Source organism: Sulfuricurvum sp. (assembly GCF_028710345.1).
Lineage (GTDB): Bacteria > Campylobacterota > Campylobacteria > Campylobacterales > Sulfurimonadaceae > Sulfuricurvum.
In genome coordinates, this window is the sequence record NZ_JAQTUH010000004.1 from 75668 (window position 1) to 97910 (window position 22243).

Below are 22243 nucleotides of genomic sequence, written 5' to 3' on the forward strand. Positions count from 1 at the left end.
CCCTTTAACTTGCATTCTGTAGATGTGATTGAAGCAAATGGGAAATTTGCAACATCCCCAATGGATCAATCACCATAATTATTTGACCGTTTCCAAGCAAAGCCGTACCGCTAAGAATTGGATGATTTTCCATAATTCCCTCCAGAGGTTTTTGAACCACTTCGAGTTGCCCCAATAAATCATTGACCACTACTGCTAACAAATTACCTTTAATATTCAATACAACGATTGGAAGTGCTCTCTTTTCGAGCCCTTTCTCATCGAGCATCCCTTTGATAAATAACAACGGAATTACTTCCCCGCGTAAATAGATAAACGGCTCATTTTGAAGATATTCGATTGCATTGGATTCGATTTTAACGGTTTCAGAAACACTCTCCATCGGAAACCCGTAATGGACATTATTCATTGATACATGAAGCAAAGAGGTGACCGCAAGCGACATCGGAATAGAGAGATAAATCGTGGTCCCTTGATTCGGTATGGTCTTGATTCGGATAGTTCCATTAAACGCTTCAATCGATTTTTTCACCACATCCATTCCCACGCCACGCCCGCTATATTCACTAATCACCTCGGCAGTAGAGAGCCCGGGTAGCATGACGAGTTCCGCTTTTTCACTATCACTCAGTGCATCAATTTGATCTAATGTTAATAGATCTTTTTCCAGCACTTTTTGGACAACACGATCAATATTTATTCCCGCGCCGTCATCACGTATCTCTACGATGATTTTATCACTTTGAGAGTAGGCAGTGAGAGTAATCTGACCTTCGGGATTTTTCCCTTTTTGAACACGAATTTCAGGAGATTCTATCCCATGATCGAGTGAATTTCGCATGATATGAATCATCGGATCAGCCAGCATCTCAATCATATTTTTATCGAGTTTCGTCTCTCCCCCTTCCATTGTTAAATTCACTTTTTTCCCAAGATTTTTGGAGATATCGCGCACCAATTTCGGATAACGGTCAAAGACATACGAAATCGGAAGCATCCGCATCGACATTATCAAATCTTGAAGTTGTTCGGTAAGGCGGTTAATAAACGTATATTTTTCCATAATAGCCCGTTTTGCCCCATCTCCACTCATCTTATGGACACCATCTGCGAGATAAGGGAGGGAATTTTTCGCTACTAGCAGCTCTCCCACGACATTCATCAAATGATCAATCGACTCTTGCTCAATTTTTACCGTTTTCCCGACAACCCCTTTTTTGGATGTTCCAGCTTTATCTTCTGTTTCAATTTTTTCACTCAAATGCTTTGGCTCAGAAGCAAGCGGTTTTATTATCGGCTCAACAACATCAGGGTGAGATTCTATCTCGTCAATAACCAACGTCTCAACAAAGATATTTTCTTGAATATTGACTTCTTTTACCGACTCCAACCCGAGTTCTTGTCGTAACCAGTGTATAAGTCCTTCGCGAGTTTTAAAAGCATCTGGAGGGGATGAGACATACTCTTCGAGATAATAACTAACCATCGATTGTACACGTTCGAATCCTTCTGGTGAGTCAAATGCTTCGAGAGCTTGCAGCTGTTGCATTAAAATCTCATGCAAACGCTCTTGTGCTGCTTCATCAAGAATAATATTGCCACTCTGAGGTGACTCTTTAGGGGCTTCTTCTTCTATCCATAAACCTTTAAGGGTAAAAGCTTCTCCTTTAGGCAAGATATCGAAAAATGGTTTTAACTGTTTCAAATCATCCGCTTTTATCCACCCTAAAAGATCCAAAAGACGATTTAATTGATAGCTTTGAAGGGTATTAGAACCGATCAAGGGGAGTGAATTCTCTATTTTTTGAGCTATTTCTGAAACATTTCCACTCTCTAATAGCGTATTGCATTGGGCTCCAAGTTCTTTTAGGACATCGAGGGTGTGTCCTGATTCCCCCTCATCAATCTGTAGTAATGTAGAGATATCAAGCGGCAAAAAAGTTAGTTCATCACTAAAGTTAAAGAGGGCATCGGCAATCTCATCATAGGTGGCGTAAACAAACGCACACATTTGTATTTTAAGAAGTAATCCATCAGTATCATCAAATCCTGACAAAAGAGCTGTCGCTCCATTTTCACTCATGCACGAATGGACACCGACCACTTTATCCGCAATTAACGAGAGGGTATAAACAGGGTCATTGCCATACACCATACACGATTCATCGACATCAAAGACGATTGCATAAAGTTGTGCTCGTGAGCATAAATCTTCATCGATTTCATCTAACTTAAAAGGAATTTTTTGGGGGGAACTTCTCAAAAATGGCATTGGAATGTTGATGACATCCCCGATAATCGTAACCATAGCGTAGGGGCAACTCCACACTACTTCTTCAATCGTTTTACCCATCAACGAGCTCAGCTCCTGCGCTATTTCATCGATACGATTTTCATCAGCATCCACTATCTCACCGCTCTCTTCTGCCGCTTCGATCAGATTAACCACCTCATCAAACGCATTATAAAGCGATTCCACCATCGCTTCTTGAAATTCAAGTTTTCCGGAACGCAACATATCCAATAAATCTTCTGCGTGGTGTGTTATCCGTTTTACCGATTCAAAGCCAACGATTCCAGAGCCCCCTTTAAGGGTATGGGCAGCCCGAAATACAGAGTTAAGGAGTTCAGGATCTTCACCGCCGATATTTTCGATATGTTGATCTATAAATGCGAGATTTTCTCTCGCTTCCAGTAAAAATTGTTCAAGCAAAGGATCCATCATTAACTCCTTAAAGTTGCGCTTTTAACAAAAGCTGAAGATACCTTTTGAGCGAATCAGGCTTAATCGGTTTGGTCTCAAAAAGATTTGCCCCCACCTTAAATGCTTCAAGCTTATCCGTAGTCTCTTCTTGGGTAGTAATCATAATGACCGGGGTAAATTTGCCGCTAGGCTGTTTACGCAATTCACTAATAAACGAGTACCCGTCCATAATCGGCATATTAATATCGACAAGATAAAGATCAATCTTATTATCCAATGTCTTCTCCAGTGCTTCCATCCCGTTTTCTGCTTCAAGTACGTTTATTCCCAAATCATTAAGAATAGTACGATGATAGCTACGTACTGTTTTTGAATCGTCGATTACCATTACTGTTGCCATCTTATTTCTCCTAAAAAAACTCTACGCCGTCATCATGATGCTCAAATTTACCGCTGAATGCAGAGTGCTTCTCTCGTGCTTGTTGAAGAACACTACTTAACTCTTCCTCTATTGCCGATAAACACTCCAATCCACTACCTTCATTTTCACGTAATGTTCGTATGAGATTTTGAATATTCTCGATCATCTCAATCGTCGCATGCAGCTGCTGAGAAACTATATCTTGATACTGCATCGCTTCCAACGTCTCATCATCAAGAGTCAATCCATTTTTTTCAATATAACGGACAATACTCAATTCTGCTATACGAGTTAACTCAATCGTTTCACTCTCCACCGATTTGATATGCTCCAATGCTTCATCCAGTAGGTCTAAAGATTGCACCTAGTGACCCTTATGGTAACCGCAAAACGCGAGAAATCGCTTGCTTCAACTGTGTCGGATTAAACGGCTTTACCACCCACCCCGTAAGTCCAAGCGCTTTACCTTGTTGTTTCAGTTCATCGCGAGTCTCTGTTGTCAACATCAATACCGGAGTACGCGCCGTTGGAGCATGCGCCCGAATCCCCTGCAAAAATTCGAATCCATTCATCACCGGCATATTCATATCGGTAATAATCAAATCAGGTTTTAAACCACCTTGAATCTCACGAAGCGCATCGGTTGCATTTAAATATTGCTTTACACTGATAGGCATCGAGTCGGTTACCATCCGAGTAGAGGCGAGTGCTGTCTCTGAATCATCAACAAATATTACTAACGGCATCTTAAACTCCTTTATTTTTGATAGATTAATGTGGAATCAATTTTTTTTGCCGTAAAGACCGAAGTAATACGGCTCATATACTCTGCATGACCAAGTAAAACATACCCGCCGATGTTAAGCATATCATAAAATGTCATTGCGACTTCTTTACGACTCGCATCATCAAAATAGATGAGCATATTTCGAGAGAAGATAATATCAAATTTTCCCAGTTGACGCATATGATTTTTATCAAATACGTTAGCAACTTTAAAGTCAACCGTTCCATGCAAATCTTTGATCAGATCATACCCAAATGGATGTTTTTTAAAATATTTTGCCAATATGGATGAGGGGACCGCATGAACCGAACGCTCCGAATATTTAGCAGCATTTGCTTTAGCAATGACATTGGAATCAATATCAACCCCCACCACCTCGATATCGCGCTCTTCGATCAAACACCCCTCTTCAAGCAAATGTAAAATCACCGAATAAGGCTCCTCTCCGGTGGAACACGGTGCACATAATATCCGTATCGAAGATGGTTTTTCTCTACTCTCATGCAGTTCCGGCAAAATACGGTTTACCAGTACTTCAAACTGCTCCTTTTCACGATAAAAATAGGTCTCATTGACAGTAACAGCATTCATAAGCGCTTGAAACTCATGCCCCTCTTTATCCTCAAAACGGAGTGTGTAAAAATATTTTCGAAAAGAGTCTGCTTTGATAACTTTAGCACGGGTATCGATGTATTTGGCAAGCTTCTCAAAATGTTTTTCAGCTTCTAAAAATATCCCCGTTTTACGGTAGATATATTCAGACATTTTGGTAAAATCGACACCCGTTAAAAGATAACCCATCTGACTACCCCCGAATCGCTTTTATCGTGGTATCCACGGCAAAATCAATATAGGGATCATGAAAACGTTCTTTGATACTCTCCAGCAATGGGATATCTCCAATCTCTCCAATCTCCGATAAATAGTCAACTGCTGTCGAAGCGACATTGATATCAAGCTCACTTTCTAATAGCTCCACAAGCATCTCACGCGATTCCGCAAAATTGACATCGCCCAAAACATTGATCGCAAAAATCCGAAGATCCCGATCATCTCCGATCAAAAACTTAACAATGTAATATCGTATTGCCTCCCCATAGCTTTGAAGAGTCGTAATTCCAAGATTTCGGATATAGGCATTACGAACGCTCAACAGCCCCATGATTGCCTCAATCGGTGCACGATCAGGTTCCATTGCAGTGAGAAGCGAGGAGATATAACTCGCCATATCTTTATCGATACGAGGATCATCGCTCATTAAGCTAACGAGCTTTATCCCACCTCCCTCAAAAAGTGCAATATTATCGGTAGCATAACGCTGTGCATCCAAATCTCCTGCACTCTCTTGGTAAAACCTAATGGCATCCTCAAGAGATACTAAGTCAGGAAATTTTTGAGCTACCGGTGCAGTATGTTTTTTTATTAATGCCATTACATCTCCCTTTAGCGTAGTATTTGCAAAGAGCGTACTATTTTTGGAAATGGAAGCTGCTGGGACACGCCACCACGTTCAAACGCCTCTTTTGGCATACCGTATACGGTTGCCGTCTCTTCGCTCTCACCAATCGTAAATCCACCCGCTTTTTTGATTTTTACCATCCCATCAGCTCCATCATCTCCTATACCGGTTAACAATACCGCTGTAATCTGATCACCGGAAAAGACATTGAGGGCACCCTCAAACATCTCATCAACACTGGGCTGAAAATAGCGGTTATTTTTATTTTTCTCTTCTCGAACAACTATTTTTCCGGTCACTTTTTTGGCAAAATGGAGATGAACCCCTCCTCGTGCTAAAAAGATCACCCCATTCGCAAGCTCCAAGTGATCCTTTGTCTCCACAACAGGGAGTGTGCTTACCCGATCAAGACGTGTCGCGAATGCAGCAGTAAACTGCTCCGGCATATGCTGAACAACACAAACCGCATAGGGAAATCCGGCAGGAAGTGCCACACAAATTTTCTCAATCAGTCCCGGTCCTCCCGTAGAAGCACCAATAAGCAATACTTTCGTGACCTCATCCGAAACAGCATGCGTTCCACGCACTTTTTCCCTAACACTCAGCGGACGTTCTCTTTGAATCGGGCGGCGAGCAACCGATTTGAGTCTGCGGGGAGGGATACGGCTGAGAGACTTAACTTTAGAGAGTATATCTTCTCTGTTTTCATTTCTTCCGACATTCATCGTCCCCGGTTTTGCAATATAGTCAACCGCTCCCGCATCGAGTGCTTCCATTGTAATCCCTGCACTCTCTGTGGTGAGCGAACTAATCATCAAAATGGGTGTTGGACGTTCCTCCATAATACGTCGAACCGCTGTAAGTCCATCGGTAACGGGCATATTGATATCCATTGTGATAACATCATACTGCGTCTCTATCGCCATCTTGATCGCCTCTTCACCGTTACGGGCTGTATGAATTTCAAAATCAAGTTCCGCAATAATCTCACTGAGCTGTTTACGAACCAATGCGGAATCATCCGCGATCAACACTTTTTTCATCTCTCAACTCCGATCAGTTTTGAGATCTCTTTATTAAATAATAATATCAACCGCTCTCCATTATTGAGACTTAATACATTCGAAAATATCGATTCACCACTCTCATCGGGATGTATTTCCGATTCACGGATTCCTAATACATCACTCACGCTGTTAACAAAAAATCCAATATTTCCCTGACATATCATAATTTTTTGATCATGATCGATAAATGGATTTATTCCCAGTCGCTTATAAAGTGATCCTATAGTGATGATTTGTCCTCGTATATTAATCACCCCTTCTACTAAATCGGGTCCATTAAACACGGGAGTTAAAGGTATCCTATCAATAATCTCCGCTACCTCTTCAATTGGAAAAGCATACTCCTCTTCCCCAAGTGTAAAGATCACTACTTCCATAATCTCTTTATTTCTTTCATCATCCACATGACTGCCATTCAGAGGAATAAACTCTTCATTTCGCGCAATTAAGGTATCAACCAATTCAGCTCCTATCAGCGAAATTATCTCCTCTTTGTATCGGGCAACCCCTGCAATATGATTCTCATCATCATTGCGTAGATCAAGTTCACTATTACTAAACTCACGGATATCGACAATCTCATCAACAATGGTCCCTAATGTTTTTCCATTACGTTCCAAGATTATTATTCGATTTTTATCATTTGATTGCGTCTCATACTGAAAATAGCGGCGCAAATCAGCCACTAAAATCAACTCTTCACGGAGTGAAATCATCCCCTCTATCTCAAAATTAGCACCGAGAATAGGCGTTATAGGCGTATTAGTATTGAGGATTTCAGAGAGTTGATCAATCTTAATCGCATACTCTTCATTTCCCATTCTAAATACGACATAGCGTTGATAATCATCCTCTCTCGATGATTGGATTGCATCAAATCTTTTTTTATCCCCTACAGAGCGCGGCATAGCTCCCACTTTTTGTATACGGTGCAATGCAGCTTCTATATCCACTACTTGAATCAGCTCATCATTTACGTGGACAATTGCCAGTATACAATCGTCGCTATTATCAGCATATTCAACAGATGAGGGTTCAACCGAAACCGAAACACTCACCTCATCTACCAAAAAAGCAATACCGTGAAAAGGTCCATTCAAAGTAATAATCCGATTTTTAGCCTCTACACCGCTGCAAGGGGTAAATCCCAAAAGTCTATTCAAATCCAACAGTGTTGAAATATTACCCCCAACAACACATAATCCACACACCTCTATAGGACTTAATACCAAAGGAGAAATATCAGGCACACGAAGAATTTGCTCAATAAATACCGTAGAAAGTCCAAAAGGATTTCCTGCGTGCCGTATGATCAATATTTCTTCGATAGGCATCAAACTTTATCCTTGTTGAAGCTCGTCTGCCATAACGGCAAGCTCCTCAACACCCTCAGAGATATGATTCACTGTTTCAATGATAAGTTCACTTGCTTTACGAGATTCTTGCGCATTACGAGCAGATAGCTCTACTGCTTTTTGAATTTCGCTGATACCGATAAGACCTTGGTTCAACCCTTCAATATTTTGATCGTTTATTGATTTAAGTCCGGTAAAACGATCCAATAAATCAACCAACATGGCTGTGATTTTGTCAATTTCAGTAACAAGGGCAGTAATTTGTTCCTTTTCTAGCTCTTGATTAACCAGAAGCTTTAACCATTCTGTGCGAACTGTATCGATCTCTGCATTCATCGATTCGATAGTATCGTTAATTTTTTCGGTATTACTCTCAGAATCTTTAGCAAGATTACGGATATCGCTACTTACAACCGCAAACCCTTTCCCAAAATCCCCTGCTCGTGCGGCTTCAATCGATCCACTAATTGCCAACATATTAAGCTGAACAATACTTTTAGAGATACTGCCGACCGTTTTATCCACATTTCGGGTCTCTTTAATAATAACATTAAGCTCACTGCTCGCACTTCCACCTTCATTCATTGAGGCGGTAAAATCATCTCCTATCCCTATTATTTGACCTTTTACATCGGCAAACGATATTTTAAGCAAATCAAAATTTCGGCGGACGATTTCTATCAGTTTAGCGATATCTTTGGAGGCTGAAACACCGCTTTCAAATAACTCTTTATTGGCTATGGCACTATGATTTGTCGCTTGCGATGCCGATTCGATTTGATTGAGTCCCGTCGTTACCTCTTTGAGTGACATTTGAATATCTTCCATTGAAGAGCTGATCGCATCAGCAGAAGCTGCAATCTCTTCGGCGGATTTCATCGTATCGGTAGAATATTTGAGTTCTTCAGAGAGATTGTTGAGTTCTTTAATATCCTCTTCGGTTTGTATCAAAGAATTACTCTGCATCTCGATACTGTTTAATGTTTTTTCAACCGATTTAGCAATCTCACCCGATGCATCAGCAATCTCTTTTGAACCATCATTGATAAAAGTAATCGAATTGCTCAAGCTTTGTGTATACCCGCTCATAGAGCGTGCTGATTCAACCGAATAGGTAGCGATTTTGGTCAGCTCTTCCATTTTTTGACTAAGTGCACTTCCGCGACCACCCGTTTGTTCTATAATATTAGTAGTTCTATTAATACTTTTAATGATTCCATCGATACTCTCTTGGATTTTGTTAACCAAACGGGAGATAAACTCAGCATTTTTTTCCGATTCTCCCGCGAGTGCACGTGTCTCATCCGCTACGACAGCAAACCCTTTACCGTGTTCTTTTGCTCGACTCGCTTCAATAGCGGCATTAAGAGCTAACAGATTTGTTTGGTCAGCAATTTTGGCAATAAAACCAACCGCTTCACCAATATTTTCGGACGACAGCTTTAACTCTTCCGATTTTTTAGAAGAGACTTTCGCAACATGAACTGCTTTTGCCATACGATCAACGGAGGCATTAATCGTGCCAACTGAACTCACTATATTCTCACCTGCTGCCAGCGTAGAGCTAATAACTGTATCAATACTGCTCGTCATACGGGTTATATTGGAGCTAATAGCTCGAACATTTTTAAGAGCTTGTTCACTCGCTCCGCTGTTCTCTTCCGCTGCAGTCGCGATTTGCTCCATGGAGCTTTTGAGCTGTTCAATCGCACTAACGCTCTCTTGCGCATTGTCCAAAATAGTTGTGGCAATCCCAGCTATACTCTCTGAAATTTGTTGTTGTTTTGCTAACGTCCGCTGCCGTCGTTTTTCGGGTCCTACACTTCCATTCATCGATAAAGATGCACTATCTGATCTTCTTACTAATGCCATGTTATTTCCTCCGTTACTTATTCAAACGCCATCGAAAAGCACTTTCGATTGGCAACTCGGCTAAAACACTGAATTTACTTTATTCCCAATTGGCATATAATGCCTCAGCTTTTTTTATCTCATCGCGCGTAGGCTTAATCCGAATAGAGGCATATTTAATATTTCCATTTTTATCGATAGAACGCATTACAGTCGCATATACCCAATAAAATCCTCCCCCTTTACGGGCATTTTTAACCATACCGGTCCAAAACCCTTTTTCTTGGATATCGTGCCACAATGATCTAAACGCAGCTCGTGGCATATCAGGATGACGAATCACGTTATGCGGTTGCCCTACCAAATCATCCTTACCCCATCCCGCAACGTTGTAGAACGAGTCGTTTGCATAAGTGATGATCCCTTTCTCATCGGTTTCACTCAAAAGATAGAGCTCATCATACATCACCTCTCCATCATCCATAAACATTAACCTATTGTTCTGAGTTTTTTCCTCGGGTTTAACCATTATTTTTCCCTCCATTAAGAGACTTAGCCATATGTAGCTTAACGTTAGATTTCTAAATATACACTGAATAGAACATTATTTATTCTTATTGTCATTTTAAACGCCAACGGGGATAAAGGTCTGATTTGTCATAATGTCAACTCAAAAATTTGAACCCGTATTCTCTTAACTAAAGTACCCTTGTATGAAACTATTATTCTCTCTTTATCTCTCTATCGCTTCTCTGCTAGCCCTCGAAGTCGGAAACGGGAAAAGTATCCTTATCCCCACTACTGCCGCCATTGGTTACATACAAGAGGGAAATTCTACCTTTCCACTTCTCCCTCATCCACTCTCTCTTACCCAAGGATTTGCTATAGTCCCCATCGATTACTATACCCATCCGACACTTGATACCCTCACATGGGTAACCTCTGATGATAATCTCTCTATCGAACTGAATATCATTAATGCCCCCTATCCTATTGAAGTTCTCACCGTAGATAACTCAAAAGTCTCCCCGCCCACTGAAGTGCTTCAACGAATTGCCGAAGAGAAAGCTGAAGCCGAAAAAATCTATAACACGATAACATCCGCGCGTTATTGGAATAAACCTTTCATCCGCCCGCTAGATTCGAATACAACGAGCGAATACGGCTCTGCACGCACCTATAACGGCACACTAAAAAGCTATCACGGAGGGGTTGATTTTAGGGCACGCACCCCTTTGCCGATTCTTGCAACCAATGCTGGAGTTGTCGTATTGGCAAAAGATCGTTACTATGCAGGGGGGACGGTTATCATCGATCATGGAGAGGGGTTATACAGTTGTTATTTTCACATGAGCCGATTTGATGTCAAAGTGGGAGATAGGATAGAGAGAGCTCAAACAATCGGGCTAACAGGAGCAACAGGACGGATTACCGGTCCCCATTTACATTTTGGCATTATGATTTACGGAGTTCAAACTGACCCAATCGATTTACTAACACAAATCAATAAATTATTTGATCCAAACAGAGTGTTTTAAAAAGGGTTCAATCCTTTTTCATCACCGCCCACACAAATCCGCCGAGACCAACACCCACAACAATCACCAAAAATCCCACTTGAAACCAGTCCATTGCGGTCATATTTTTCCTTTAAACATTTTTTCTGTCATCCTGAACTTGATTCAGGATCTTAGATTGCGGATCTACCCTAAAGGGCACGTGAAGTCCGCAATGACTCTGCGGTAAGCTCTTTTTCTTTCAACTGCCCACATGCGGCACTGATATCCAACCCTTTGGAATCACGGATAGTACACAATACTCCGTGTTTGATCAGATACTCCTGAAATGCCACCATATCGGCACGCGTCGGGCGTTGATAAGGCGACCCTTCATACGGATTAAAAAAGATTAGATTTACTTTGGACTTAATTCCGTGCAACAGCTTAACCAGTTTTTTTGCCGAAGTCAGATCATCATTTTTATTTTTGATAACCAAATACTCAAACATCACCCGTTTACGGGTATCGATAGGAAACCGCTTCACCGCCTCGATAATCGAAGCGATGTTATACGCTTTGTTCATCGGTATCAGCTCACTACGGAGTTCATCATCGACCGCATGGAGCGAGATGGCGATATGAACCCCTAAATCCATCTGACCCAGTTTATCGATTTTAGTACTTAATCCGCTCGTCGAAACGGTTTGCCGTTTCCCTGAAATAGAGAGTCCCTCTTCATCTTTGAGAATCGTAATCGCTTTCGCGAGATTGTCCAGATTATCGAGCGGTTCCCCCATCCCCATGTAGACGATATTGAGCCGTCGATGAGCAGCGAGATTATTATCCATCTTCACCGCTAACACTTGCGCCACAATCTCTCCCGCACTCAAATCACGAGTAAACCCCCCCTTGGCGGTGAGACAAAATGAACATCCCACCTTGCACCCTACCTGCGTCGAGACACACACCGTAAAGCGAGCTTCATGTTCGATGTTCCCTTCATCGTCGATGGACTCGTCTTTCATCTTGAGCCACACCGTCTCGATGGTTTTGCCATCACTGAGTTCGAAAAGATATTTAATCGTCCCATCGGTTGAACACTCTTTACGGGCGATTTTGAGGGGCATAATCTCATACTCAGATTCCAACTCTTCACGCATCGCTTTGGGGAGATTTGCCATTGTCTCAAAACTCGTCGCATACTGATGATAAATCCATCCCCAAATCTGTTTGGCGCGAAACGACGGTTTCACTAGATGTGCGAGTTCCGCTTTGGTGTAATCCAAAATAGATTTTTTAGCCATGGATTAACCCTTTTTCTTTGAGATGTTCACGAAGCAATACTTTCGCAAACCCGTGATTGGCGATAAAGTCCCGATGAGCATTGGCATCGCAATAGTTGGTGATACAAAAAACACCCCCAGCAGGGATACCGAAAACCTGAGCCACCCGCATAACACTAAAAAACTCCATGTTTTCAATCCCCATCCCCAATGCTCTCATTTGCTCCATCGCCCTCTCACTCGTGGTGATGTAGTTGGAGCAGTTGACGATAACATCTTTGACGTTTTCAGTTTGCGCAGAAACGACGTTATCGATAGGGGTATAGGCACTTTTGTCCAAAAATCCTAACTCGATGTTAGCCGCTGTTTTAGACTCGATAATGTCGTTGATTTTATGTTCACCATAACTCCCCGCACTCCCGACGAAGAGGAGAAATTCGGGTTTGTGAACCAAACAGTGTCGCGTGAGATTGATCGCACTGTCAATCAGCCCCACCCCTATCGGTATCGCAAAATCAAACGTTTCGTTATTGCCGGCACAGAGAATCATCACACACCTTATTATTTAGTAAATCGAAGAATACTACTTTTAGATTTAGACCTTGATTTGATTCACAAGTTGATTGGTTAAAGTAATGGAAATGGTTTCCACTCACTTCTTTGTTTTTTGGATAGATCAGATACATATCTTTGCATTGCTCGTATTTTGTGCCATAAGCATAAAGCTGATACATATCACTTTGACTCACACCGTTATTGGTTTTTACCTCGTCTAAAATTTTCCATTTTGTATCGGCGATAATCATCTGTCCATCGTGATAAATAACGATGTCGGGTTTGAGTCTGAATTTCCCCGAACCGTTTTCATATGCCAAATGGTGTGTTTTATCCTGAGTAGTGATGTGCTCATACTGTCGGCGCAAATACGCCGCTACATAGCTTTCAAATAGTAAATTCATATCAAATAAAAGTGCGAATGAAAGATCATTCCCTTTGTAGGGACTAAAGCTATTGTTTTCTAAAAATGTTTTGCACCAAATCAAAACTTGCTCATAATCCCTCATCTGCCGATTGAGTTTTACTTTAGAGAAATCGGTTTTAAAATCCACTGACGGCGCAATAGAATCGAATACAAACAAAAATTCTCGAATCCGTTGTTGATTACGATTGGATGTGGATCGCTTGTAGAGGTATTGCAATGAGCTTTTAATTAGCCGATTTTCGACACGATCACTGCTAAACTCTTCATATTCAACAAAAAATCGCTCTTTGTGGATAAAGTTTTGTTTAATATGCTCTCCCATTTTGAGCTTCCCTTTAAGAAAGGGGAGATTCTCTTCACGGGCTAGATAGTCACTCTTAATCCCACGCTGGATAAGTTTGGCAAGCTCATCCAAAAACATTGTGATAAATATCTCAAACAGAGGCATTTTAGCACTCTGCAAATGTGCCGAATTAAAACTCCGAAAAGGTGAGTTTCTGAGTGTCCGAAGCATTTTAAATAAAATCTCTTTTGCTTGTTTAGGGTCATCATTTTGGAAAATTTTAGGGAGAATTTCGATAGTTGTACCGTCTTTGGTTTGGATCACTCCGACAAAATTTTGAGCCTGCAAAACTTTTCCAAACCCTTTTTTGGTGGTGAGTTTGAGATATTCGGCGGTTGGCTCGTTTTCGAGTACGAATTTTTCAATCGCTTCAAAATTTTGGGGTGTGATATAGTGAGGTTTTAGTTCATCTTTGTATTGTAAGAAGTCATACTCTTTTATTATCATGATTGAAGTTTTGTGTAATCAAAACTCTCTTTAATCGAATAGATGCGTTTTTCATCTTCAAGATATTCATCGGGTTTGTAATCGAAAATATCCGATTTCACTTCGATTTTATCAATAAATCCATCCCCTAACACCATGCGAATTTTTTCCCAATCGTCGTAAAAATATTCCTGTAAAAGAGGGAAAATCTTGTTACGCATCACATTGTCTAAATCGACTTTGCTCTTAACATCAATAAAGTAAGCGTGTCCTATCGTGTGATCCCGATCATAGAGATATTCGACACGTTGATTGATTTTTGAGAGAATTTTTTTCAACTCAATCCCCTCGATCATGCTGTCATTTAGCGTTTCCAAGTCGGGCATCATCTCTTCGAAATGAAACCGTCGGCGTAATGCCGTATCCATCAGTGCGATACTACGATCAGCCGTATTCATAGTTCCAATGATATAGAGGTTTTGAGGAACACCAAACTCTTCATTACTATAAGGGAGTTGGAGCTTGATCGCTTCATCCGCACCGATACGCTTACTCGGTTCGATCAGAGTGATAAGTTCTCCGAAGATTTTGGAAATATTCCCGCGATTGATTTCGTCGATGATAAGAATATAGTTTCGTTTTTCTTGATCTTTCTTAAACAAATTACTTTCATCGCTAATCTCTTTCCAATCGGTATAACCGTTTGATTGTCTTCCAAGAATCACCGAAGATGCTGCACTCATACTTTGGAAAATATAATCCTCTTCCATGATATAAAACTCTGCTTCTTCTTTTAATTTAGCATGTTCTAACAGTTTGTTTTTCAGTGCAACGTAGTTGTAATTTTCAAATGATGCGGCTTGACCTTTACGGATTTTTGAGCCTTTTAATACTCTGTAGGTGCTAGCATCTTCTTCGATCATTTCGGCTTGAATATTCAATGTTTTAGCATGAAGAGAAAATTTTCGTTTGTTAGCAACAGGATTACTGTGTTTGGTGTAATTTTCCAGTGAATTTTTAGACATTCTTTTAAAAATACCGTCTTTAACGGCGTAAATCATCTCTTCGCCGTCTTCATTCCCCTCTTCTCCGACAGGTATGGCTCTGATCCCTTCGACAAACTCTTCATACCCGTAGCTTTGATGAAAAGTGACAAACTCGATTTGTCCTGATTTTCGATACTCTTCAAATTTGGATTTAGCCTCTTTTCGCTCACTGGGAACATTTCCATCAATAATCGCTAACGCTTTGGTGATTGTGTTATAGGTTTTTCCTGTACCGGGAGGACCGTAGAGGATCTGGTTAAGATGTATGATTTTTGATAAAGACTGCTTCTCTAAAGGAATAGTTAAATCACAATGACTTTGGATATATTGGTGAATCGCTTCAAATAAAGTTATCCTACCATCTTCTCTTCCTAAAGTTTCATTCCCTCTCCAGCCTTCAAATAAAAACTTGTATAAATTGTCTTTTGTTATAGCCTCATAAGTTTCTTTTTCAGTATTAAAAACAATCTTATAATTGCCGTTTTCTTGTTTGACTAGATTAATACTTGTCCCTCTTTGTGTTTCAAGAGGTAATCTGTCACTATTTTCTTGTATTGCTCGATCTAAACATGAGCATATCAAATCAAATTTTTCTTTATTTATCATAGATTGCCCTTCTAAAATATTCAAAACGTATTGATACAATTGTTGATTATTATTCAGAACATAATTAACGGTAGAGCTTTTTAATCCATGAGCTACAAGGTTTTCAAATTGTAGTAAATTTGCTTTTTCCTCATCAATTTTTGTAATCAAGTCCAGTCTAATCGTTTCATCGTTAATTTCACTGATTTGCATAATATACTCAATGCGAAAAACACCCTTTGAGATATATATCAGAACCTTTTGACCTATTTTAGGACTTCCGATACTTTTTCTACTCCAATCATAATATCCCTGATGTTCTATTGTCGGTCTAACATCTCCCCATTCACCTTTTGGGTTATGAGTTATGACGGCTATTTCTTCCATGGATTTTGCCTTTATTAAGAATCTTTTACTTCACTTCACCCAATATCGTCATCGTAACACTTAACAATCCATCAATCTCATTCGCACAAATTTCATAAATGGTTTCAGCATCGAGATCAAAATAGTGATGTGACAAAATATCTCTAACCCCTTTGACTTGTTTCCACGGTATTTGGGGATATTTTTCCAATAGCTGAAAATCAGTGAGCTTATCGACGTTTTTAAAACCCTCCCCGATGGCGATCAAACGCATCGAGATGCTGTCGAGTTTTTCAAGCCCATGTTCATCTTTGAGAAAATCATCCGAACTTTTGATACTTTGAAATCGTTGTTGGATGAGTTTTAACGAGGTGATAATATCTTCGAGGGTAGAGCGCAGTATCAATAGTCGATCATTGTGCATAGATCACATCTTTTTTAATCATCTCTAAAAAAAGAGGTTTCATGTGTTTGTGTTCACGGACAATGTCCACTTTTTTGTGCAGATCATTTTCAATCTGTTCTTTAATCGCGACCATATCGAATAATGAGGGTTTCATTTTAACAAAAATATCGATGTCGCTCTCCTCTTTTGCTTCGTCACGTGCGTAACTTCCAAACAGCCCTATTTGCTCGACATCGTATTTGGTTTTGAACTCTTGAAAATGTTGAAAAAGGTAGTCTAAAATATCTGACTTTTTAATCGTTGTCATCAACATATCCCCCTTTTTCTCATAACTTTTATTAGCTCAATTATAACACATTGACAACTTAGAGTCGTACCGGGATCCCGTTGGCACTAAGGTAGCGTTTGAGATCCATAATATCAATCTCTTTGTAGTGGAAAATACTTGCCGCCAATGCCGCATCGGCACCGTGTTCAAACGCTTCGCGGATATGCTCCATCGTTCCCGCACCACCACTGGCGATAACGGGTACATTCACTGCACGGCTGATTTGCGACGTAATGTCCAAATCAAATCCCGCTTTCGTCCCATCCGCGTCCATCGAGGTGAGGAGAATCTCCCCCGCTCCGCGATCAACCACCTCTTTTGCCCACTCGAATGCATTGATACCCGTATCAACACGACCACCGTTGAGATAAACGTTGTATTGGTTCCCCGTTTTTTTCACATCGATAGCGACGACAATGCACTGAGAGCCAAACCGTTTCGCCCCCTCGTCGATAAATTCGGGACGTTTGATGGCGGCGGAGTTGATGCTCACTTTATCGCACCCTACGTTGAGCAGTTTATAGATATCGTTAAGTTCTCGGATCCCTCCGCCGACGGTGAGGGGGATAAATACCTCCCGCGCTACTTGTTCGACGATATGGACAATCGTATCGCGCTCTTCGTGAGATGCGGTAATATCGAGAAACGTGAGTTCATCTGCCCCCTCTTCGTTATACCGCTTGGCGACTTCGACAGGGTCACCCGCATCTTTGAGACCGACGAAATTTACCCCTTTGACAACGCGACCGTCTTTGACGTCCAAACACGGGATGATCCGCTTAGCAAAAAAATTATCCATTACAAACCCTCTACCTTGCCATAGCATTCTTAATTCCCTTATTATAACCCCACTTCTCTTAATAGCCCATTACCAAAAGTAACGATAAGAAAATATTATTTTCACTATTTATGAGCAATTAACACTTTATACGGTATAATCCAAAGAATGCAAAATCGTGCCACTATCGCCAAAAAGAAATTTGGTCAAAATTTTTTACGTGATCATGCTGTTTTAGCACAAATCATCCAATCGATGCCCGATACCCCTCACCGTATCGCAGAAATCGGGCCTGGATTAGGTGATTTAACTAACTATTTAGTTAAAGTCAAAAGTGTTACCGCTTTTGAGGTTGATACCGACTTGTGCAAGCATTTAGAACACCATTTTGCCGATGCTATCGCTACCGAAGCTCTAACCCTCCGTTGCGGAGATGTCTTAGAACATTGGAAGAGTGAGCTTTTGGATGAACCGTACGATTTAGTGGCGAATTTGCCCTATTATATCGCGACCAACATCATCCTCAAAGCCCTCGCCGATCCGGCGTGTAAAAACTTGCTTGTCATGATACAGCGTGAAGTGGCGGAGAAATTTTCCGCTGCACCCAATGAGAGAGCTTTTGGAGCACTCAGCGTCATAGCGCAAAGTGTAGGAGATGTTGAAATCGTCTTACATGTACCGCCAGAGGCGTTCGAGCCGGCTCCCAAAGTCGATTCTGCCGTACTGCTCATTTCAAAACGGTCGAATCGAAATGATGAAGGGTTTGAAGATTTTTTACGCGTAGCCTTTACACAGCCACGTAAAACCCTTCACAAAAATCTCACTGCACGCTATGATGGAGACGCTCTAATAAACGCATTTTCTGCGTTAGAATTAGAACGCACCATCCGACCTCATCAGCTCTGTACCTCTGACTTTCACCGGTTATACGCTATTTTGTCTTAATGTTACTCACTTTTTAAAATGAGCAAAACAGCCCTATTCTCTCGAAAAACAACGTTTTTTGTAGCTTTAGGGGATTGCAAAGGACTTTAGTCCTTGCCACTAAAACGGATGTATTCGTTTTAGTGCGTAACATTAAGCAAGCAAGCACCAATAACAACAATACTATATTTTAAGGATATTTCTATGGCTGATGAAATTACAGAAACACAACCAAACAATGAAAACCGTGAACGCCGACCCAACAATAACCGTCGACCGTTCCGCCCACGTAACGACACTCGTGTAGAGGGAGAGAACAACGGTGAACAACGCCCACGGGATGAAAATCGCCCGCCACGTCAAGACAACCGACCTGCACGTACCGATAATCGCCCTCCGCGCACAGACAACCGTCCACCGCGTACCGATAACCGAGGACCTCGCCCTGACAACCGCCCACCGCGTACCGAGGGTGAAGTGGCAACCAACCTCGCGACAGAGAGTGAAAATCGCTCATCCTCACGTGATCGCAATCGCGGTGGACGTCGTGGAAGCCCAAGCACCCCAATCGATGCAAACCTACGCGATTTCGTGAACCAAAACCAAGAGGCGCACAAAAACCGTCTTAACCCCCATTTCAAACTCGATCTCAACAACAACGAAAAAGTGCGTATTACTCCACTGGGCGGATTAGGGGAAATCGGTGGAAACATCACCGTCATCGAAACCGAACACGAAGCGATCATTATCGATATCGGGATGAGTTTCCCCGATGAAGAGATGCACGGTGTTGATATTCTCGTTCCTGATTTCACCTATTTGCGTGAAATTCGTAAAAAAATCGTAGCGGTTATCATCACTCACGCCCACGAAGACCATATCGGAGGAGTCCCTTATTTCTTCAAAGAGATGCAGTTTCCTATTTATGGAACACCATTGCCTCTCGCTATGATCGGTAACAAATTCGACGAACACCATATGCGTGAATATCGCCGTTATTTCAACCCTATCGTGAAACGTCAGCCGTACAAAATCGGAAACGATTTTGAGATTGAATGGATGCACATGACCCACTCAATCATCGACTCTTCATCATTGGCAATCACGACCAAAGCGGGAACTATCATCCACACAGGTGACTTTAAAATCGACCATACACCAGTTGATGGCTACACAGCCGATTTACACCGTCTCGCTCACTACGGTGAAAAAGGGGTAATGTGTCTCCTCTCAGATTCAACAAACTCATACAACAAAGAGTGGACGCCAAGTGAGCTTACCGTTGCTCCGGGATTTGATCGTATTTTTGCTAAAGCTGAGGGGCGTGTCATCATGTCTACCTTTAGTTCGAACATCCACCGCGTCTATCAAGCGATTCTCACAGGGATGAAATACAACCGCAAGGTGTGTGTCATCGGACGTTCTATGGAGCGTAACCTCGAAGTGTGTATGCAATACGATTACATCAAATTGCCGAAAAATATCTTCATCGATGCCGAAGAGGCAAACCGTATGAGCGATAAAGATGTTCTCATCGTCACTACAGGAAGCCAAGGAGAACCAAGTTCTGCATTGTTCCGCATGGCGATAGGCGAACACCGACACATCAAAATCAAACCGACCGATTTGATCGTCCTCTCTGCCCGTGCGATTCCAGGGAATGAAGGTTCTATTTCAGGGATGCTCAACTATCTCCAACGTGCCGGCGCAAAAGTAGCCAATGATCGTGATATTCACGTATCGGGTCACGCCAGTATGGAAGAGCAAAAATTGATGCTCCGCCTTACTAATCCAAAATATTTCCTTCCAGTGCACGGTGAATACAACCATATCATGAAACACCGTGAAACCGCAATCACTTGTGGTGTTCCTGAGCGTAATATTCTCCTTATGTCCGATGGTGATTGTATCGAAGTGGGTACTAAATTTATGCGCAAAGCAAAAACCGTTAAAACCGGTAAAACCTATATCGATAACCAAAACAACCACCAAATCGAAGATGACATCGTTATTGATCGTCAAAAAATGGCATCCGAGGGGATGGTGGTTCTCGTCGCACAAGTCAGCTCTGCCGATTCACGATTACTCTCCAAACCTCTTGTTACCAGCTTCGGTCTTGTAGCCGATCGCAACGACAAAGCATTTGCTGCTGAGATGGAAGATGTATTAGAACACTTCCTTATCAATCTCAAACACGGTTTGATTGAAAATCCAAAAGCATTGGAAAATGATTTACGTCAAGTCGTCCGTAAACATATCTACCGAAAAATGAAAAAATATCCTCTTATCGTTCCTCACGTTTTTGTTATGTAAAAGACGCTTTTAGCGTCTTTTACACTTCTCTTCGTTATACTTCCTTAGAATTACTACCCTATTGCATAGGAATAATAAATGTCAATTACAAAAATCAATACTAAAGAAAATATCTTCGGAGACAATATTGCTTTTGTAGAAAAATGGGATTTTTCTACAGCTAATACTTCAGAAGAAACCCGTATTTTAGCAATTACCCAAGTTGCTTCCATCTGCTACCAATCTCCAAAAGCGTTAGGAAGTGAAACTCTTTATAATCGTCTAATGGCAGAGTCCATGGGACTTCCTTCCAGCTCATTTGAGTTTGTCCCCGTACTACTTGACTACAACAACCCACAACACCAAGAACTTCTCCAAAAAGAGTACAGCAATGTCAAAAAATTTGGAGAACTTATCGAAGAGGGCAAATACTTGCTAACGAACTACCGTGCTATCGTTTATGATTTTGAAAACGATAAAGATGGGTATAGTTTTGATATCAGACAAATTTTTAATACCCTTGATGAAGCAGCAATCATCCAAAAAAACTTTCATGTGTTTTTATACAAAGTTGACTTACCAACACGATCACAAATGGTACGCCATCGTGTCAATTGGCAAGAGCTTTCTCGCAGATACGTCTCAGGAAAACGGGTTCCATTTGATTTCTACATTAGCGAAAAAATGGTTCCGATTACGACTAATGACTTCGATACGCAAAAAATTATAGATCTATGTGTAGAGCATTATATGAATGCCATTGATGCGGGCGTTAAGCCCCAAGAAGCGCGCAGAATCATCCCTCAAGCCGCTTATACTCAAATATGGGGAGCATTCATGCCTAATCAGCTTGCAAACTATTTCAAGCTTCGTCTGGATGAACACGCTCAATGGGAAATCAGGAAAACTGCGGAAGCGATGAAAGAACTACTCGGTCAATAAATATTTCGTATTGAGCTCGCTCAATACATAACACTCAAATCACCTACAAAAAACTTCACTCAAGCCAATTCTTTTTTTACTTCTCCTAACAATATTATTTTTATGTTACTATAGTATCAGAAAATAAAAAAGGATTTTAATCATGAAAAGAAAAAGTGTCATAGTTTTATTAACTTTATTAGCTATTTTAGGAGCAGGATGCACCCACAAAAGCCTAAATATTAACGGTATGATATGTCCTGAAGGGCACAGTGAAGAGATGGTCAAAGCCGATTTTAGTCAATGCCGTTATTACAATCTTGATGATGCACAAAAAGCAGCTATGGGTCAAGTGAGTGTTGAATGTAAAGAGTGTTTGGAGAAAAAAGGGTATAAAATTCAGAAGTAATCGTCATTCCA

At 41.2% G+C, this 22243-nt stretch carries 22 protein-coding genes; 5 read left to right on the plus strand and 17 right to left on the minus strand.

Annotated features, from left to right (window positions below; all coding sequences use genetic code 11):
- Nucleotides 1–4 precede the first annotated feature (4 nt).
- From PHC76_RS06655 to PHC76_RS06700, 10 genes are all read right to left on the minus strand, one after another.
- Nucleotides 5–2722 carry a chemotaxis protein CheA gene (locus PHC76_RS06655; RefSeq protein ID WP_299970973.1) on the minus strand — a complete coding sequence of 906 codons (2718 nt, stop codon included), beginning with the start codon at nt 2720–2722 and terminating at the stop codon, nt 5–7.
- A gap of 10 nt (nt 2723–2732) precedes the next feature.
- On the minus strand, nt 2733–3104 hold the full coding sequence (locus tag PHC76_RS06660; RefSeq protein ID WP_299970978.1) for a response regulator: 372 nt from the start codon (nt 3102–3104) through the stop codon (nt 2733–2735).
- Nucleotides 3105–3114: 10 nt separating this feature from the next.
- Complete coding sequence (locus tag PHC76_RS06665; RefSeq protein WP_299970981.1) at nt 3115–3489, minus strand: hypothetical protein; 375 nt, start codon at nt 3487–3489, stop codon at nt 3115–3117.
- A 10-nt stretch (nt 3490–3499) separates the two neighbouring features.
- The gene (locus tag PHC76_RS06670; RefSeq protein WP_299970984.1) at nt 3500–3871 is read right to left on the minus strand and encodes a response regulator; all 372 of its coding nucleotides are present in this window, start codon (nt 3869–3871) and stop codon (nt 3500–3502) included.
- Between the two features lie 11 nt (nt 3872–3882).
- Nucleotides 3883–4713 carry a protein-glutamate O-methyltransferase CheR gene (locus tag PHC76_RS06675; protein WP_299970987.1) on the minus strand — a complete coding sequence of 277 codons (831 nt, stop codon included), beginning with the start codon at nt 4711–4713 and terminating at the stop codon, nt 3883–3885.
- A 4-nt stretch (nt 4714–4717) separates the two neighbouring features.
- Nucleotides 4718–5344 carry a HEAT repeat domain-containing protein gene (locus PHC76_RS06680; protein WP_299970990.1) on the minus strand — a complete coding sequence of 209 codons (627 nt, stop codon included), beginning with the start codon at nt 5342–5344 and terminating at the stop codon, nt 4718–4720.
- A gap of 11 nt (nt 5345–5355) precedes the next feature.
- On the minus strand, nt 5356–6414 hold the full coding sequence (gene cheB, locus PHC76_RS06685; RefSeq protein WP_299970993.1) for a chemotaxis-specific protein-glutamate methyltransferase CheB: 1059 nt from the start codon (nt 6412–6414) through the stop codon (nt 5356–5358).
- A complete protein-coding gene (locus PHC76_RS06690; protein WP_299970996.1) occupies nt 6411–7772 on the minus strand; it encodes a chemotaxis protein CheW in 1362 nt (453 codons plus the stop codon). Before PHC76_RS06690 ends, cheB begins: the two co-directional genes overlap by 4 nt.
- 6 nt (nt 7773–7778) lie before the next feature.
- The gene (locus PHC76_RS06695; RefSeq protein ID WP_299970999.1) at nt 7779–9665 is read right to left on the minus strand and encodes a methyl-accepting chemotaxis protein; all 1887 of its coding nucleotides are present in this window, start codon (nt 9663–9665) and stop codon (nt 7779–7781) included.
- 79 nt (nt 9666–9744) lie between these two features.
- Complete coding sequence (locus PHC76_RS06700) at nt 9745–10173, minus strand: PAS domain-containing protein (RefSeq protein WP_299971002.1); 429 nt, start codon at nt 10171–10173, stop codon at nt 9745–9747.
- Nucleotides 10174–10357: 184 nt separating this feature from the next.
- On the opposite strand from PHC76_RS06700, the gene PHC76_RS06705 reads away from it, so the two are divergent.
- The gene (locus PHC76_RS06705) at nt 10358–11182 is read left to right on the plus strand and encodes a M23 family metallopeptidase (protein WP_299971005.1); all 825 of its coding nucleotides are present in this window, start codon (nt 10358–10360) and stop codon (nt 11180–11182) included.
- 170 nt (nt 11183–11352) lie between these two features.
- Here PHC76_RS06705 and rlmN read toward each other — a convergent pair whose 3' ends face one another.
- The 7 genes from rlmN to hisF are packed head-to-tail and all read right to left on the minus strand — an operon-like array spanning nt 11353 to nt 17707.
- Nucleotides 11353–12447, minus strand: a complete 1095-nt coding sequence (gene rlmN / locus PHC76_RS06710) for a 23S rRNA (adenine(2503)-C(2))-methyltransferase RlmN (protein WP_299971007.1) — start codon at nt 12445–12447, stop codon at nt 11353–11355.
- Nucleotides 12440–12976: a purine-nucleoside phosphorylase gene (locus PHC76_RS06715; RefSeq protein ID WP_299971009.1), complete on the minus strand. Its 537-nt coding sequence runs from the start codon at nt 12974–12976 to the stop codon at nt 12440–12442. Before PHC76_RS06715 ends, rlmN begins: the two co-directional genes overlap by 8 nt.
- Entirely contained in the window at nt 12954–14198 is a 1245-nt protein-coding gene (locus PHC76_RS06720; RefSeq protein WP_299971010.1) for an McrC family protein, read from the minus strand. The genes PHC76_RS06715 and PHC76_RS06720 overlap by 23 nt, the downstream gene beginning before the upstream one ends.
- On the minus strand, nt 14195–16195 hold the full coding sequence (locus tag PHC76_RS06725; RefSeq protein ID WP_299971012.1) for a DUF4357 domain-containing protein: 2001 nt from the start codon (nt 16193–16195) through the stop codon (nt 14195–14197). The genes PHC76_RS06720 and PHC76_RS06725 overlap by 4 nt, the downstream gene beginning before the upstream one ends.
- Before the next feature lie 25 nt (nt 16196–16220).
- A complete protein-coding gene (locus tag PHC76_RS06730; protein WP_299971015.1) occupies nt 16221–16598 on the minus strand; it encodes a HepT-like ribonuclease domain-containing protein in 378 nt (125 codons plus the stop codon).
- Nucleotides 16588–16887, minus strand: a complete 300-nt coding sequence (locus PHC76_RS06735; protein ID WP_299971017.1) for a nucleotidyltransferase domain-containing protein — start codon at nt 16885–16887, stop codon at nt 16588–16590. The genes PHC76_RS06730 and PHC76_RS06735 overlap by 11 nt, the downstream gene beginning before the upstream one ends.
- Nucleotides 16888–16945: 58 nt before the next feature.
- Entirely contained in the window at nt 16946–17707 is a 762-nt protein-coding gene (gene hisF / locus PHC76_RS06740; protein WP_299971019.1) for an imidazole glycerol phosphate synthase subunit HisF, read from the minus strand.
- Between the two features lie 147 nt (nt 17708–17854).
- Here hisF and rsmA point away from each other — a divergent pair, with 147 nt between their 5' ends.
- The 4 genes from rsmA (at nt 17855) to PHC76_RS06760 (ending at nt 22232) form a co-directional block, all read left to right on the plus strand.
- Nucleotides 17855–18631 carry a 16S rRNA (adenine(1518)-N(6)/adenine(1519)-N(6))-dimethyltransferase RsmA gene (rsmA, locus tag PHC76_RS06745; protein ID WP_299971022.1) on the plus strand — a complete coding sequence of 259 codons (777 nt, stop codon included), beginning with the start codon at nt 17855–17857 and terminating at the stop codon, nt 18629–18631.
- 183 nt (nt 18632–18814) lie between these two features.
- Nucleotides 18815–20923, plus strand: a complete 2109-nt coding sequence (locus PHC76_RS06750) for a ribonuclease J (protein ID WP_299971024.1) — start codon at nt 18815–18817, stop codon at nt 20921–20923.
- Between the two features lie 78 nt (nt 20924–21001).
- Entirely contained in the window at nt 21002–21844 is an 843-nt protein-coding gene (locus tag PHC76_RS06755) for an FAD-dependent thymidylate synthase (RefSeq protein ID WP_299971027.1), read from the plus strand.
- Between the two features lie 142 nt (nt 21845–21986).
- The gene (locus PHC76_RS06760) at nt 21987–22232 is read left to right on the plus strand and encodes a hypothetical protein (RefSeq protein ID WP_299971030.1); all 246 of its coding nucleotides are present in this window, start codon (nt 21987–21989) and stop codon (nt 22230–22232) included.
- Nucleotides 22233–22243 lie beyond the last annotated feature (11 nt).

Bases quoted from the DNA above. Each gene is read 5' to 3' on its own strand.
- PHC76_RS06655 (WP_299970973.1), bottom strand. From the start codon at position 2,722: ATGGATCCTTTGCTTGAACAATTTTTACTGGAAGCGAGAGAAAATCTC.
- PHC76_RS06660 (WP_299970978.1), bottom strand. From the start codon at position 3,104: ATGGCAACAGTAATGGTAATCGACGATTCAAAAACAGTACGTAGCTAT.
- PHC76_RS06670 (WP_299970984.1), bottom strand. From the start codon at position 3,871: ATGCCGTTAGTAATATTTGTTGATGATTCAGAGACAGCACTCGCCTCT.
- PHC76_RS06675 (WP_299970987.1), bottom strand. From the start codon at position 4,713: ATGGGTTATCTTTTAACGGGTGTCGATTTTACCAAAATGTCTGAATAT.
- PHC76_RS06680 (WP_299970990.1), bottom strand. From the start codon at position 5,344: ATGGCATTAATAAAAAAACATACTGCACCGGTAGCTCAAAAATTTCCT.
- cheB (WP_299970993.1), bottom strand. From the start codon at position 6,414: ATGAAAAAAGTGTTGATCGCGGATGATTCCGCATTGGTTCGTAAACAG.
- PHC76_RS06690 (WP_299970996.1), bottom strand. From the start codon at position 7,772: ATGCCTATCGAAGAAATATTGATCATACGGCACGCAGGAAATCCTTTT.
- PHC76_RS06695 (WP_299970999.1), bottom strand. From the start codon at position 9,665: ATGGCATTAGTAAGAAGATCAGATAGTGCATCTTTATCGATGAATGGA.
- PHC76_RS06700 (WP_299971002.1), bottom strand. From the start codon at position 10,173: ATGGTTAAACCCGAGGAAAAAACTCAGAACAATAGGTTAATGTTTATG.
- PHC76_RS06705 (WP_299971005.1), top strand. From the start codon at position 10,358: ATGAAACTATTATTCTCTCTTTATCTCTCTATCGCTTCTCTGCTAGCC.
- rlmN (WP_299971007.1), bottom strand. From the start codon at position 12,447: ATGGCTAAAAAATCTATTTTGGATTACACCAAAGCGGAACTCGCACAT.
- PHC76_RS06715 (WP_299971009.1), bottom strand. From the start codon at position 12,976: ATGATTCTCTGTGCCGGCAATAACGAAACGTTTGATTTTGCGATACCG.
- PHC76_RS06720 (WP_299971010.1), bottom strand. From the start codon at position 14,198: ATGATAATAAAAGAGTATGACTTCTTACAATACAAAGATGAACTAAAA.
- PHC76_RS06725 (WP_299971012.1), bottom strand. From the start codon at position 16,195: ATGGAAGAAATAGCCGTCATAACTCATAACCCAAAAGGTGAATGGGGA.
- PHC76_RS06730 (WP_299971015.1), bottom strand. From the start codon at position 16,598: ATGCACAATGATCGACTATTGATACTGCGCTCTACCCTCGAAGATATT.
- PHC76_RS06735 (WP_299971017.1), bottom strand. From the start codon at position 16,887: ATGACAACGATTAAAAAGTCAGATATTTTAGACTACCTTTTTCAACAT.
- hisF (WP_299971019.1), bottom strand. From the start codon at position 17,707: ATGGATAATTTTTTTGCTAAGCGGATCATCCCGTGTTTGGACGTCAAA.
- rsmA (WP_299971022.1), top strand. From the start codon at position 17,855: ATGCAAAATCGTGCCACTATCGCCAAAAAGAAATTTGGTCAAAATTTT.
- PHC76_RS06750 (WP_299971024.1), top strand. From the start codon at position 18,815: ATGGCTGATGAAATTACAGAAACACAACCAAACAATGAAAACCGTGAA.
- PHC76_RS06755 (WP_299971027.1), top strand. From the start codon at position 21,002: ATGTCAATTACAAAAATCAATACTAAAGAAAATATCTTCGGAGACAAT.
- PHC76_RS06760 (WP_299971030.1), top strand. From the start codon at position 21,987: ATGAAAAGAAAAAGTGTCATAGTTTTATTAACTTTATTAGCTATTTTA.